Source organism: Neisseria sp. 83E34 (genome assembly GCF_001308015.1).
Taxonomy (GTDB): Bacteria; Pseudomonadota; Gammaproteobacteria; order Burkholderiales; family Neisseriaceae; genus Neisseria.
Map to the genome: position 1 here is coordinate 45,155 of NZ_LGYH01000009.1, position 13,095 is coordinate 58,249.

At 50.7% G+C, this 13,095-nt stretch carries 14 protein-coding genes; 8 read left to right on the forward strand and 6 right to left on the reverse strand.

Annotated elements, in window-relative coordinates; translation table 11 throughout:
* Window positions 1-51 precede the first annotated feature (51 nt).
* On the reverse strand, window positions 52-663 hold the full coding sequence (locus AKG09_RS09580; protein ID WP_054619224.1) for a 4'-phosphopantetheinyl transferase superfamily protein: 612 nt from the start codon (window positions 661-663) through the stop codon (window positions 52-54).
* Window positions 664-775: 112 nt separating this feature from the next.
* On the opposite strand from AKG09_RS09580, the gene corA reads away from it, so the two are divergent.
* From corA to AKG09_RS09595, 3 genes are all read left to right on the forward strand, one after another.
* Entirely contained in the window at window positions 776-1,828 is a 1,053-nt protein-coding gene (gene corA, locus AKG09_RS09585; protein WP_054619225.1) for a magnesium/cobalt transporter CorA, read from the forward strand.
* A 69-nt stretch (window positions 1,829-1,897) separates the two neighbouring features.
* Window positions 1,898-2,389: an acyl-CoA thioesterase gene (locus tag AKG09_RS09590; RefSeq protein WP_054619226.1), complete on the forward strand. Its 492-nt coding sequence runs from the start codon at window positions 1,898-1,900 to the stop codon at window positions 2,387-2,389.
* 79 nt (window positions 2,390-2,468) lie between these two features.
* Window positions 2,469-3,077: a riboflavin synthase gene (locus AKG09_RS09595; protein WP_054619227.1), complete on the forward strand. Its 609-nt coding sequence runs from the start codon at window positions 2,469-2,471 to the stop codon at window positions 3,075-3,077.
* Between the two features lie 346 nt (window positions 3,078-3,423).
* Here AKG09_RS09595 and panC read toward each other — a convergent pair whose 3' ends face one another.
* The 5 genes from panC to AKG09_RS09620 form a co-directional block, all read right to left on the reverse strand.
* A complete protein-coding gene (panC, locus tag AKG09_RS09600; RefSeq protein ID WP_054619228.1) occupies window positions 3,424-4,257 on the reverse strand; it encodes a pantoate--beta-alanine ligase in 834 nt (277 codons plus the stop codon).
* 16 nt (window positions 4,258-4,273) lie between these two features.
* The gene (gene panB, locus AKG09_RS09605; RefSeq protein WP_054619229.1) at window positions 4,274-5,068 is read right to left on the reverse strand and encodes a 3-methyl-2-oxobutanoate hydroxymethyltransferase; all 795 of its coding nucleotides are present in this window, start codon (window positions 5,066-5,068) and stop codon (window positions 4,274-4,276) included.
* 156 nt (window positions 5,069-5,224) lie between these two features.
* The gene (locus AKG09_RS09610; RefSeq protein ID WP_054619230.1) at window positions 5,225-5,491 is read right to left on the reverse strand and encodes a hypothetical protein; all 267 of its coding nucleotides are present in this window, start codon (window positions 5,489-5,491) and stop codon (window positions 5,225-5,227) included.
* A gap of 17 nt (window positions 5,492-5,508) precedes the next feature.
* Window positions 5,509-5,901, reverse strand: coding sequence for a phage holin family protein (locus AKG09_RS09615; RefSeq protein ID WP_054619231.1), 393 nt, complete (start codon window positions 5,899-5,901; stop codon window positions 5,509-5,511).
* Window positions 5,902-5,967: 66 nt separating this feature from the next.
* The gene (locus AKG09_RS09620; RefSeq protein ID WP_054619232.1) at window positions 5,968-6,279 is read right to left on the reverse strand and encodes a YqjD family protein; all 312 of its coding nucleotides are present in this window, start codon (window positions 6,277-6,279) and stop codon (window positions 5,968-5,970) included.
* 354 nt (window positions 6,280-6,633) lie between these two features.
* On the opposite strand from AKG09_RS09620, the gene AKG09_RS09625 reads away from it, so the two are divergent.
* The 5 genes from AKG09_RS09625 (at window position 6,634) to msbA (ending at window position 13,026) form a co-directional block, all read left to right on the forward strand.
* Entirely contained in the window at window positions 6,634-7,353 is a 720-nt protein-coding gene (locus AKG09_RS09625) for a tRNA-specific adenosine deaminase (RefSeq protein ID WP_054619233.1), read from the forward strand.
* Between the two features lie 115 nt (window positions 7,354-7,468).
* Window positions 7,469-8,359, forward strand: coding sequence for an NAD(+) kinase (locus AKG09_RS09630; protein ID WP_054619234.1), 891 nt, complete (start codon window positions 7,469-7,471; stop codon window positions 8,357-8,359).
* A 147-nt stretch (window positions 8,360-8,506) separates the two neighbouring features.
* Window positions 8,507-10,168: a DNA repair protein RecN gene (gene recN / locus AKG09_RS09635; protein WP_054619235.1), complete on the forward strand. Its 1,662-nt coding sequence runs from the start codon at window positions 8,507-8,509 to the stop codon at window positions 10,166-10,168.
* A 175-nt stretch (window positions 10,169-10,343) separates the two neighbouring features.
* Window positions 10,344-11,171, forward strand: coding sequence for a symmetrical bis(5'-nucleosyl)-tetraphosphatase (locus tag AKG09_RS09640; RefSeq protein ID WP_054619236.1), 828 nt, complete (start codon window positions 10,344-10,346; stop codon window positions 11,169-11,171).
* 103 nt (window positions 11,172-11,274) lie between these two features.
* Complete coding sequence (gene msbA, locus AKG09_RS09645) at window positions 11,275-13,026, forward strand: lipid A export permease/ATP-binding protein MsbA (protein WP_054619237.1); 1,752 nt, start codon at window positions 11,275-11,277, stop codon at window positions 13,024-13,026.
* Window positions 13,027-13,095 lie beyond the last annotated feature (69 nt).

Consider the following 13,095-nt stretch of genomic DNA (forward strand, 5'->3'; position numbering starts at 1 on the left):
CAGGCATTGATATTTAGTCAAGCAACTTAACTTTCCTAAAACCTATTGTGCTCAATCATACTTTCCCACTCTTGCCACATCCGCCTCAAACCCTCCTTCCAGCCGCAGCTCAAGTTCGCCTTCTCCCAACCAAACACAAGCCAGCATGAAGTGACGGCCGATTTTATAGGTCACACCCCGCCAGCCGCCCTGCCCCTGCACATGCATTTTGCCCTCTTCACCACGTTGCCGGCCAACCGCTTTCATTGCTTCCGGAAAACCGAGCTTGCCCGCTTTAAGCAGCGCTTCTTTCAGCGTCCATAACTCATAGAAATCGTCAGCTTGCCAACCGCGTGCAGCTAAAATTGTCTGTTCGTGCGGCTGCGCCACCCATTCGGCCAGTGATACAAAGTCCCGCGGCCGGATATGCTCGATATCCACGCCCGCAGCCAAAATCTCCCCACCTCCGCACAACACCGCTGCCATGCCCTTGCTGTGCGACAAAGACCGCACCGGAGATACCGCCTGCTGCTTCAAATAACGGCTTACCCGCCAGTCTGCCCGCTGCGCCAACGCAGGCTGCGCCTGCAACCTGAGCGCATCCTGTTGGTCCAATAAATCGGAGCGGTATGAATCTGCGCAGCGCTCATCGGCCAGCAGGCAGATTAATGGTGTATCCGGCATATTAATTTATCAATATCAACTATGGTTCAAATAGATACCTACCCGCCCAAGTGGTTTCAGACAGGCATTTCCATTATACTTTGTCTCTTCAAACCGATATACTTTTGCCGCCATGAACCAAGTTCCGCCCAAACGCAGCAGCACTGAAAACATCCCCCAACACGCCGTGCACCAAACGCTTTACAACCACACCGATTGCGCCACCCGCGACCTTATCGTAAGCAACGGCAACCTTCCGGAACAAACCGAACTTATCCCGCACAGCCCGGATTCCGAGCATATCAACTGGCTGCATTTCGTCGGCATCAACGACGCTGCTTCACTTAAAACTATGCTCGCACCCTACGGTATTCATGATCTGGTTATTGAAGACTTGCTCAACCGCAATCAGCGCCCCAAAGCAGAAGACTACGAAAACTACCTCTTCATCGCCACCCGCGTATTCCAATATAGCGGCAGCAAACTCGGCTCGGACTTGGTTTACCTTATTGTCGGACGCAACTTCGTTTTCACATTCCAGCCGCGCCCGCTCGGCCTGCTCAGCAGCATCCGCAAACACATTATCGACAACCGCACCGGTCTGCGGGATAAAAGCCCCGCTTTTCTCTCGTATACCTTTATCGACCGCTTGGTAGACGATTACTTCATCACCCTCGACCATTTCAACAACCGCGTCGAAGCAATTGATAAAAACCTGTTTGCCAACACCGGCAGCGACACCACCGATTTGCTACCCAAAATCCACCGCCTCAAACGAGATGCCGTGCGCCTGCGCCGCACACTTTCGCCCATGCGCGATATGATGGTTCAGCTTTTACGCGGCGATTTCCCCATTTTTCACAACGAAGCCCATATTTACCTGCGCGATGCTTACGACCACTTGCTCCAGCTCTCCGAATCGCTCGATGCCTCGCGCGATTCCGTGCAAAGCATGATGGATGTGCATTTGTCTTACCAATCCAACCGGCTGAACATGCAGATGCGCGTACTAACCGTGATTACCATCATTTTCATGCCGCTCACCCTGATTACCGGCATCTACGGCATGAACTTTGACAATATGCCCGAGCTGCATTGGCGCTACGGCTATTACATGGTCTGGCTGGCCATGATCTGCATCGTGTCTGCCTTGCTGATTTATTTTCACCGCCGAAAATGGATTTAGCCCATGGATTTAGCCCGATGCCTGTCTGAAAAATCATTTTCCACAACCTCAACAAATAAAGAAAACAATATGAACGACAATCAAAACCTTCCCCAATCAGAGCTTCAAATGTCCATCTTAATGACGCCCGACATGGCCAACTTCAGCGGCAACGTACACGGCGGCGACCTGCTCAAGCTGCTTGACCAAGTTGCCTACGCCTGCGCCAGCCGTTACAGCGGCCACTACTGCGTAACCCTTTCAGTGGACAAAGTTACTTTCAAAGAGCCGATTCATGTGGGCGAACTCGTTACCTTTCTCGCCAGCGTCAACCATGTCGGCCGCACCTCGATGGAAGTCGGTATCCGCGTAGAAGCGCAGAATATCCGCGAGCGCACCGTGCGTCATACCAACAGCTGCTATTTCACCATGGTTGCCGTTGACAACGGCAAACCCGTAGCCGTGCCGCCGCTGCAAATTACCAACGAGCGCCAGCAATGCCGCTTTGAAGCAGCGGAAGCGCGCAAACGGATACGTCTGCAAGAAAGCAGCCAACCCGATTGCCACGCATGCAAAGAATAAAACAATGCCTGTCTGAAAAGCATTCCAAGCCTTTTCAGACAGGCATTCGACCAACACATTTTTATCAGAAAGCAAAACTATGTTTACAGGCATCGTACAAGGTACCGGCACCATCGTCGCCATAGACAGCCCTTCCGAAGATTTCCGCACGCTTACCGTCGAGTTGCCCGAACACATGGCAGACAATCTGCAAACCGGCGCGTCTATCGCCAATAACGGCTGCTGCCTCACCATCACCCATATCAACGGCAGACAAGTCAAATTCGACCTGATGGCCGAAACCCTGAGCAAAACCAACCTCGGCGAACTCAAAACAGGCGACGCCGTAAATCTGGAACGCGCCGCCCGCTTCGGCGACGAAATCGGCGGCCACTTGATGAGCGGCCACATCAGCGCCGTTACCCGCATTACCCGCATAGAAGAAAGTGAGCACAACAAAACCGTGTGGTTCGCCCTCCCCCCCGCGCTGAAACCCTACATCCTGCCAAAAGGCTTTGCCGGCTTAGACGGTTGCAGCCTGACCATAGGCGAAGTAACCGATAATGAATTCAACGTTCACCTCATTCCCGAAACCTTACGGCTCACTTTGTTCGGCATCAAAAAAACCGGCGACAGCGTGAATATCGAAATTGATCCGCAAACCCAAGCCATTGTTGATACGGTTACACGCCTACTGGACAAGCCCTGAAAACATTTTCAGGCAGGCATATCCGTGATACCTGTCATGTCCCGTTAAAGCAAAATCCCCGGGCTTGGCAAGCCTTAGAAAAATTAAGTTCATCTGCACATATAATGAATCAACTTTAAAATCGTACACTCGTCATACTCGGGCTTAACCCGGGTATCTTGAGTTTCAGTAAGGTCGGGAGATACTCGGTTCAAGCCTAAGTATGACGATGTTGTTATTATATAAATTGGTTGACTATATACCGATCAGGAGAATAGATAATATTTAAGTTGGTTTGCCGCATAAACAATGCCTGTCTGAAAACCACTTTTCAGACAGGCATTGTTTAATCCAACCGCAAAGCAGTTTACAAATGCACTTCAATATTATCAATCAAACGCGTATTACCCAAGCGCGCCGCCGCCACAATCACCACATGCTTGTCTCCCGCATGGGCTACCTGCAAATTACCGGCATGGCGCACTTCAATATAATCCACAACCCAGCCCGCATCGCTTAAATGCTGTTTGGCCGCATTTTCCAATTCGGCATAATTCACATTTCCATCCCGAACCGCCTGCGCCATCTGTGACAATTCGCGGTACAGGCGCGGTGCTTCCGCACGCTCTTCATCGCTTAAATACTGGTTGCGGCTGGATAAAGCCAAACCGTCGGCAGCGCGGCCGGTATCCACAGGCACAATGCGGATATTCATATTCAAATCATCCACCATGCCTTGAATAATCGTTAGCTGCTGATAATCTTTCTTGCCGAAACACGCCACATCGGCTTCCACGATATTAAACAACTTGGTTACAACGGTAGCCACACCGCGGAAATGTCCCGGCCTGAACGCGCCGCACAGCTCGTTTTGCAGATTCGGCGGCTCCACATTGTATTGCTGCTGCACACGCGGATAAAGCTCCTGTTCGTCCGGCGCAAACACCACGGCCACGCCCTCGCCTTTCAGTTTTTCCGCATCCTGCTGCAAAGTGCGCGGATATTTATCGAAATCTTCGCCTTGCCCGAATTGCAAGCGGTTCACAAAAATGCTCACAATCACTTGGTCGGCATGTTTTTTGGCTTCGCGCACCAAAGCCAAATGCCCTTCATGCAGATTGCCCATTGTGGGCACAAAAGCCACTCTGCCTGCGTTTTTTCTCCATTCGCGCAACTCTCGAATGGAATGGATGATTTTCATGAGTGCTTATCCTTGTTTAAGCTTTAAAAATATGTTCTTCAGCCGGAAAGGTTTTGTTTTTAACCGCATCCACATAAGCTTTCACAGCCGCTTGAATGCTGGTTTGCCCTTCCATAAAATTTTTCACGAATTTAGCCGTTTTGCCCGGAAATACGCCCAACATATCGTGCATCACCAGCACTTGCCCGTCGCAATCAACACCCGCGCCGATACCGATGGTCGGGCAGGAAACGCTTTGCGTTACCAATTTGCCCAGCCCGGCAGGCACGCACTCCATCAGCACCATTGCCGCGCCGGCTTCATCATGTGCTTTGGCATCATTCAGCAAAGCCTGTGCAGCTGCATCGCCTTTGCCTTGAACTTTATAACCGCCAAATGCATGCACGGATTGCGGCGTAAGCCCGATATGCGCGCACACGGGAATACCGCGCATCTGCAAAAATTCGGTGGTTTCCGCCATCCACACACCACCTTCCAATTTCACCATATGCGCACCAGCCGCCATCAGCTCCGCAGATGCAGCAAAAGCCTGTTCTTTACTCTGTTGATAAGCGCCAAAAGGCAAGTCAGCCACAATCATGGCGTGTTTATTACCGCGAGATACTGCTGCTGTGTGATAACACATATCCTGCAAAGTAACCGGCAAAGTGGAGCTTTGCCCTTGCACAGTCATACCCAAAGAGTCGCCAACCAAAAGCGCATCCACGCCGGCGTCATTCATCAAAGATGCAAAACTGGCCTCATAGCAAGTCAGCATAACAATTTTCTCACCCTCTGCCTTCATTTTTTGCAGGGTATTGACAGTAATCATAGGTATCACATCAGTTTCAAAAATGTTAAACGCTGCCTATATTAAGGCACATAGGCAAATTTCAAGGTAATGACACCGTTTTAGATACTCAAAGGTTTTCAAAGTAAATGCCTGTCTGAAACATTTTCAGACAGGCATCCGAATCAGAAGAACCATTTATCGTTTTCTTTTCCAAAATTCAAAAGCCATCAACGCCGCACCCACCATAGCCCGATGTTTCCATTTCATAGGCAGAAGCACGCTTTTCCATAAACTGTGGCTCGGCATGCTGCCGACAAAATCCAAAACTTGAGAAGCCGGCCCATCCGGCGTATGCTGCCGCGCCTGCTTCAGCTTTTGGCGCTCAACATTAATTTTCAGGCGGGTCAGTTTGCATTCCAGCTCTAAAAGTTCGCGTTCTTCACGTTTGCTCTTGTTAGGCATGTGTCCACTCCTCCCTGTTATTTTTTATGGCCGCGCTCAGCCTTATCATTCAAATAAGCCAAGTCTTCCTGCATATCTTGAAAAGTTTGGCTTACTTTTTCACTTCCGCTGCGCCAAATTCCAGGGATCTGTAAAATCAAACAAAGCACCAAAAGCAATGCAACGCCGGCAATCCCGAAAAATGTCCATATTTTGGCTTCTGCCGATAATACGGTATTCAAACCAAAAAGCAGCGCCGTTAAACCTACCAGGCAGCACACCGCGGCAGCCATAATCATGGCAAAGATTTTCAATATCCCTGCGGCCTGCTCTTCAACATCCAAACGCAATACACGCAAACGCAACAGCAGCAAATGTATGCTTTGCCCGAATATATTTTTAATACCGGTAATTTCCTGTTTAATACCCATAGGCATCGCCTTTCTAAATTAAACACGGAAACCGCCGGTAAAAGCCCGGCGGTTTGATGGGATTGATTAACGACGGGTTAACAAAATGCCTGTAACCAAACCTGCCAAAGCAGCAAAACCCATTGCATAGTAAGGCTTATCGTTTACATAATCATCAACCTGACGAACACGGTAACGCGCTTCTTCATACGCACGCTCTTCAAAATCACTCAGCTTCGACTGCGCACGCTCAAGCTTGGATTGCAGCTTCTCTTTCAAAGCTTTAGTTTCTTCCGCGCCACGCTCAACACCTTGGTCATACAATGCTTCTGCATCTTTCAATACTGAACGGATTTCTTGCAGCAAAGCATCTTTTTGTGATTCGTAGTTACGTCTCATTGTGTTTTCCTTTCCAAGTTAAATTACCTGCAAAATGGCAAGCAACATTTTCAACATAAGTCTGTTTCGTAATATTTCAAGCAAAATATCATATAAATTATTAAATATATAGTGCTCATGGCTGCTGAACGGAAAGCAACTTAGCCGGGAAATGCATAGCAAATCAACTTATTTTCACTCAAAACAGCCAGCCGCAAACAATACAGGTCATACGGGAAAACGCAGCAATGCTGCACGTAGTATTAAAGTTAAGTTGACTCACCATATACAATCATGCCTGTCTGAAACAGACGCCTCGGCGCTTTGCCGTATTTTTGCTATCATCCTCCCATACTTTTTCAGACAGGCATCATCATGCAGCTCACTACCCCGCCGCTTGCCCCCAAAACCCTGCACACCCTCAACTCACTCGGCATCCTCACCTTAGAAGACTTGCGCCACACCGGCGCACCCACAGCCTTTTTACTGTTAAAAGCCGCGGGGCTCACCGTTACCCGCAGTACCTTATGGCAACTTGCCGCATTGTTGCGCAACACCACACCGCAAGCATTATGCCTGTCTGAAAAAAACAGGCTGCTCGAAGCCATACGCAACCATCCGCCCGTTGATGTATTCCCCCCGCAAACCGAAATGGAAGCATTCATGCGCTTGGCGCTGCAACAGGCCGAACAATCCGCTGCGCTTGGTGAAATCCCGGTTGGCGCCGTTGTTGTTCGTAACGGAACACTGATTACCGCCGCACACAACACCTGTATCAACAGCTGCAATATCAGCCAACATGCCGAAATCCGCGCCTTAGCCGCAGCAGGCGCGGCCCTACAAAACTACCGCCTCGACGGCTGCGACGTTTACGTTACAATCGAACCGTGCAGCATGTGCGCCAGCGCCCTCATCCAAGCACGCGTCCGCCGCGTGATTTACGGCGCCCCCGAGCCCAAAACCGGTGCCGCCGGCAGCATAATGAATCTTTTTACCAACACCCTGCTCAACAAACACACCGCCGTAAAAGGTGGCATACTGTCAGCCGAATGCAGCAGCATTTTGCAACGCTTCTTCCAAAACAAGCGCAGTTAACACACCATGCCTGTCTGAAAAAACCAAGCAGCCTCCCACCGTTTGTAACCCCATGTAGCCCTAACGTTCGGGATTGCTATATAATTTCACCATCTCGCAAAAAACACACATTCCCATGAGCAGCCAATTCAAGCAAATCGGCATCGTAACCCGCCCGAACACGCCTAAAATAGAAGAGTGCCTCAATCAGCTCATCGAGTTCCTGTACGCTCAAAACCTGAATATCTACCTCGATAAAGACAGCATCAACAAAAGCCTGCTTGCCGAAACCAACCTTCCCGCATGCCATTTCATTAACAAAGAAGAAATGGGCAAAAAATGCGATTTGGTTATCGTACTCGGCGGCGACGGCACCTTCCTTTCCGCTGCCCGCAAAGTGGCAGCACACCGCATACCACTATTGGGTGTCAATCAAGGCCATTTAGGCTTTCTCACCCAAGTGTCGCGTGAAAATATGGTTAAAGAAGTAAGCAGCATGCTTACCGGCAAGTATCACGCCGAAGAACGTATCCTGCTTGAATGCACCGTGCTGCGCAACGGCGAAACCATCAACCGCTCGCTGGCGCTGAATGATGTGGTACTCTCACGCGGCGGCGCAGGGCAAATGATTGAATTCGAAGTGTTTATCAACAAAGAATTCGTTTACACGCAACGCAGCGACGGCCTGATAGTGTCCACGCCCACCGGCTCCACAGCCTACGCACTTGCCGCCGGCGGCCCCATTCTGCAAGCCAGTCTGCGCGCCTTTACCCTAGTGCCCATCTGCCCCCAATCCATGACCAACCGCCCGATTGCCATAGCAGATACTTGCGAAATCAACATCTTAATCACCAAAGCAGGCGACGCCCGCGTTCATTTCGACGGCCAATCCTATGTCGACATCCAAAGCATGGATCAAATCCTCATACGCCGCTACAAACACAGCCTGCGGGTATTGCATCCGAATGATTACCAGTATTACCGCACCCTGCGCCAAAAACTCCACTGGGGCGAACAGCTGATTTAGCCCATCCCAATAATGCCTGTCTGAAAGCATTATTTTCAGACAGGCATCGCTTCTTTACACCAAAATCAACAAAATCTTATATAACTATGAAAAAAATTAGTTATAATAAGAAAAAACTTAGCACATCATTTAAGCAAGGATAAAACAATGCTTTTGGCGCTTTCCCTCAGCAACTTCGTAACCGTCGAACAGCTCAACCTTAATTTTCAGACAGGCTTTACCGTACTCACCGGCGAAACCGGCGCAGGCAAATCCATCACGCTGGACGCACTCGGTCTGCTGCTCGGCGATAAAGCAGACTACGGCCAAGTCCGCGCCGGCACCGAAGAAGCTCGCCTCTCCGCCCTATTCGACATTTCCGGGCTGGATACCTTGCAAAGCGAATTGCGCGAGCAAGGGCTGCTGGATGAAGACACCACCGAACTATCCATCCGCCGCATCATTGATGCCAAAGGCAAAAGCCGCAGTTTTATCAATAACCAAGCAGCCACTCTCGCCCAACTCAAACATATCGGCAGCCGCCTGATCGACATCCACGGCCAAAACGCCCACCATTCCCTCAACCAAGAGCACGCCCAACGCACTCTGCTTGACGCATTTGCCGGCTGCACCGGTTTAGCCGCAGAAGTCAAAACCGCCTATCACAACTGGCAAACCGCCCAAAAATCCTTACACGAAGCCCAAACACAAGCCGAAAACATCGCCATCGAGCGCGAACGGCTTGAATGGCAGGCAGGCGAATTAGCCAAGCTCAATCTACAAAGCGGCGAATGGGAAACCTTGAGCCAAAGCCACGACAGCCTCGCCCATGCAGCCGAGCTGATACAGGCCGCAGAAGAAACCGAAGCCGCCGTCGACGGAGACAACGGCATTCAGCGCCACCTCTACCAATGCCGCAAAACATTGGAGCAACTCAGCAATATCGAACCTTTATTCGCCGAAAGTCTCGATATGCTCGCCAGTGTAGAAGCAGAACTAAGCGAGATTTCCGCCAACATGCGCAGCGTAGCGTCCAAAGTCGAGATCAATCCCAACGAATTGGCCGAACAAGAAGCCCGCATGGGCGAACTTATGAGCATGGCGCGGAAATACCGGATCGAGCCTGAAGAATTGCCCGCCAAACAGGCTGAAATCGAAACGGCCTTATCAGCCCTGAACGCCGCAGCCGACTTGGAAAGTCTTGAGCAAAACGTGGCCGAAAACCAAGCAACCTATATGGCGCTGGCCAAAAAACTGTCTGCCGCGCGCTCAGAAGCCGCCGCCAAACTCGGCAACGAAACCACGCAACATATGCAGCATTTAGCGATGAAAGGTGCAAATTTCCATATCGAGTTGCTGGAAAGCGCGCCCTCCTCCCACGGCCTGGAGCAAGTGCAATATCAAGTTGCCACCAACAAAGGTGGCCCGCTGCGACCGCTCAATAAAGTAGCTTCCGGCGGCGAACTCGCCCGCATCAGCCTTGCGCTACAAGTGGTTACCAGCCAATACACCCAATTGCCCACCTTGATTTTCGATGAAGTCGATACCGGCATAGGCGGCGGTGTTGCCGAAACCGTAGGACGCGCCTTACGCAAACTCGGCGGCAAGCATCAGGTGCTGGCCGTTACCCACCTGCCGCAAGTTGCCGCTTGCGGAGAAAACCACTGGAAGGTGTCAAAACACAGCGACGGAGAGCAAACCGTAAGTGAAATCAGTGTATTGGATTATAAAAACCGCGTAGAAGAAATCGCCCGTATGCTTGGCGGTGAAACCATCACCGATACCACACGCAGCCATGCAGCAGAACTATTGGAAATGGCGGCCGAATAACCCGGCCGCCGAATCGGTATAATATGATGCCTGTCTGAAAAAGGTTTCAGACAAGCATTGTCTATCCATATATGCCGCGCTGTCGGAAAACAACCAATCCGTTATATAATCAATGCCTGTCTGAAACCTTTTTCAGACAGGCATCAATTTCATTCTACTCACTTTATTCATAATCATGGCACACTACGCAATCGGCGACATACAAGGCTGTTACCAAGAATTTCAGCTGCTTCTCGAAAAACTCGACTTCAACCACGGCTCCGACACGCTCTGGCTGGTTGGCGATATTGTCAACCGCGGCCCTCAATCGCTTGATGTGCTGCAATTTTGTATGCGGCATGAAAGCAGCATTCAGATGGTGCTCGGCAATCACGATTTGCACCTACTGGCACTTATGTATGGCTACGGCAAGCTCAAGCGCAGCGATACCCTATCTGATATTCTGAACCACCCGGACAGCAAAAAAATGCGCGATTGGTTGCGTGCCCAGCCGTTAATGCGGCAATCCAAACGTTATGTTCTGACGCATGCGGGCTTGCTGCCGCAATGGACAGTCAAACTCGCGCAGCAGCTGGCGGACGAAGTGTCGGAAGAATTAAAAGGCAAATATACCAAAGATTATTTTGCCAATATATACGGCAACTCTCCCACAGCCTGGTCGCCCAATCTGAAAGGCTACGAACGTTTGAGATTGATCACCAACGTGTTTACCCGCATGCGCGCCCTTACCTTCAATAATGAGCTCGATTACAATTTCAAAGCCGGCCCGGAAGACATGCCCAACGGTTTGCGCGCCTGGTTTGAAGCACCTAACCGCCTGAACACCGACCACACCATCCTATTCGGCCACTGGTCTTCGCTCGGTTACGTGGACACGAACCATGTGATCGCCCTCGACACCGGTGCCCTGTGGGGCGGGCATCTGACCGCAGTAAATCTTGCCGACCGCAGCATCACCCAAGTTCCCTCGCTCAAGGGCTTGGATTGGACCAAAACACTTTGAAACAACGATGCCTGTCTGAAAACGCGCCGGCAGCTTGAAACATTGTTGTTTAGCGTGTTTTCCCTTACAATTCCGCTTTATTTCACAATTGCGAATAATTTTTATGCGACCCGAGTCTGAACAGCCATCGTGGACTTTATACAAGCGGCTGGCCGTTTATCTCAAAGGCTATTGGAAAATTTTTGCCGTTGCCGTGTTCGCCATGATTGTCGTGGCTGCAACCGCACCCTTGTTCGCTTATCTGATCAAGCCTTTAATCAACGAAGGTTTCGTTGAAAAAAACATGGAAAAAATGACCTGGTTGCCGCTGGCAATCGTAGGTCTGTTTATTTTGCGCGGCGTATTCAACTTTATTAACGAATACACCACCAGCTATCTTTCCAGCCATCTGGTTCAGCAAATCCGCCAACAAATGTTCGCTAAAATGATGCGCCTGCCGGTAGGTTACTTCAATGAAAACCCCAGCGGCAGAGTGATGTCGCGCATCCTCAACGATGCCAGCCAAATCAGCGACGCAGGCTTTAATGTGATTACCGTAATCGCCAAAGACGGCATCAGCGTTGTCGGCCTGTTGGGCTTACTGCTTTATCTGGATTGGCGCCTGACTCTGATAACGTTCGTCGCCCTTCCCGTAGTCGGCTTATGCGTGCGCTTGGTAAGCAAGCGACTGCGCCATTTATCCAGCCAAAACCAGCAACATATGGGCATGATGACCCAAGTTTTAAGCGAAAGCGTCGACGGCACGCGGGTAATCAAAGTGTATGGCGGCCAAAAACACGAATCCGCCCGCTTCGACCATGCCGCCACCAGTGTGCGCAGAAACAATGTGAAGCAAACGGCGGCCAGCTCTTTAAATAGCGCTGTTACCCAATTAATGATTGCTTCAGCACTGGCGCTGATACTTTATTTCGCCGCGCGCCAAGCCAGAACCGAAGGTTTTAGCGCGGGTGATTTTATGTCGTTCCTATCCGCCATGATGATGATGTTCGACCCGATTAAACGCATCACCGGCGTTGTGCAGTCTTTGCAACGCGGGCTGGCAGCGGCAGAAAGCATCTTCTCGTTTTTGGACGAAACTGAAGAAACCGACGGCGGCACGGCCACCCTGCCCGTTGCGGTAGGCGATATTGAATTCAACCATATCGTGCACCGCTATCCCGGCTCCGAGCGCAACAGCCTCAACGGCATTACGCTCAGCGTGCCGCAAGGCAAAGTTATCGCTTTGGTCGGCGCATCCGGCTGCGGCAAAACCACTTTGGCCAATCTGCTGCCGCGCTTTTTCAATCCGACCGAAGGCAATATCACCATCGGCGGCACCGACATCCGCGACTACACTTTGGAAAGCCTGCGCAGCCAAATGGCGCTGGTTACCCAAGATGTGGTTTTGTTTAACGACACAGTAGCCAACAATATCGCTTATGGCGAGTTGGGCAAAGCCAGTGAAGCCGCCATCATCAGCGCCGCAAAAGCCGCCAACGCGTGGGAATTTATTCAAACCATGCCGCAAGGCCTGCAAACCGAAATCGGCGAAAACGGTCTGAAACTTTCCGGCGGCCAGCGTCAGCGCCTAGCGATTGCACGTGCCTTGCTGAAAAATGCCCCCATTCTGATTCTGGATGAAGCTACCAGCGCACTGGATAATGAATCCGAACGGCTGGTTCAGGCTGCACTGGAAAAACTAATGCAAAACCGCACCACCATCGTAATTGCCCACCGCCTCTCTACAATTGAAAACGCAGATATGATTGTAGTGATGCACGAAGGACGCATTGTCGAGCAAGGCACCCACGCCCAACTGCTTGCCCTCAACGGGCGGTATGCCGATTTGCACAACCTTCAGTTTCATGATGAATAAGCAAAACACAATGCCTGTCTGAAAAACAGCTACGGCCAACCAAGTTTTCAGACAGGCATTCAATACAAC

Coding starts and splice junctions, on each gene's coding strand:
- AKG09_RS09580 (WP_054619224.1), bottom strand. CDS start 663: ATGCCGGATACACCATTAATCTGCCTGCTGGCCGATGAGCGCTGCGCA.
- corA (WP_054619225.1), top strand. CDS start 776: ATGAACCAAGTTCCGCCCAAACGCAGCAGCACTGAAAACATCCCCCAA.
- AKG09_RS09590 (WP_054619226.1), top strand. CDS start 1,898: ATGAACGACAATCAAAACCTTCCCCAATCAGAGCTTCAAATGTCCATC.
- AKG09_RS09595 (WP_054619227.1), top strand. CDS start 2,469: ATGTTTACAGGCATCGTACAAGGTACCGGCACCATCGTCGCCATAGAC.
- panC (WP_054619228.1), bottom strand. CDS start 4,257: ATGAAAATCATCCATTCCATTCGAGAGTTGCGCGAATGGAGAAAAAAC.
- panB (WP_054619229.1), bottom strand. CDS start 5,068: ATGATTACTGTCAATACCCTGCAAAAAATGAAGGCAGAGGGTGAGAAA.
- AKG09_RS09610 (WP_054619230.1), bottom strand. CDS start 5,491: ATGCCTAACAAGAGCAAACGTGAAGAACGCGAACTTTTAGAGCTGGAA.
- AKG09_RS09615 (WP_054619231.1), bottom strand. CDS start 5,901: ATGGGTATTAAACAGGAAATTACCGGTATTAAAAATATATTCGGGCAA.
- AKG09_RS09620 (WP_054619232.1), bottom strand. CDS start 6,279: ATGAGACGTAACTACGAATCACAAAAAGATGCTTTGCTGCAAGAAATC.
- AKG09_RS09625 (WP_054619233.1), top strand. CDS start 6,634: ATGCAGCTCACTACCCCGCCGCTTGCCCCCAAAACCCTGCACACCCTC.
- AKG09_RS09630 (WP_054619234.1), top strand. CDS start 7,469: ATGAGCAGCCAATTCAAGCAAATCGGCATCGTAACCCGCCCGAACACG.
- recN (WP_054619235.1), top strand. CDS start 8,507: ATGCTTTTGGCGCTTTCCCTCAGCAACTTCGTAACCGTCGAACAGCTC.
- AKG09_RS09640 (WP_054619236.1), top strand. CDS start 10,344: ATGGCACACTACGCAATCGGCGACATACAAGGCTGTTACCAAGAATTT.
- msbA (WP_054619237.1), top strand. CDS start 11,275: ATGCGACCCGAGTCTGAACAGCCATCGTGGACTTTATACAAGCGGCTG.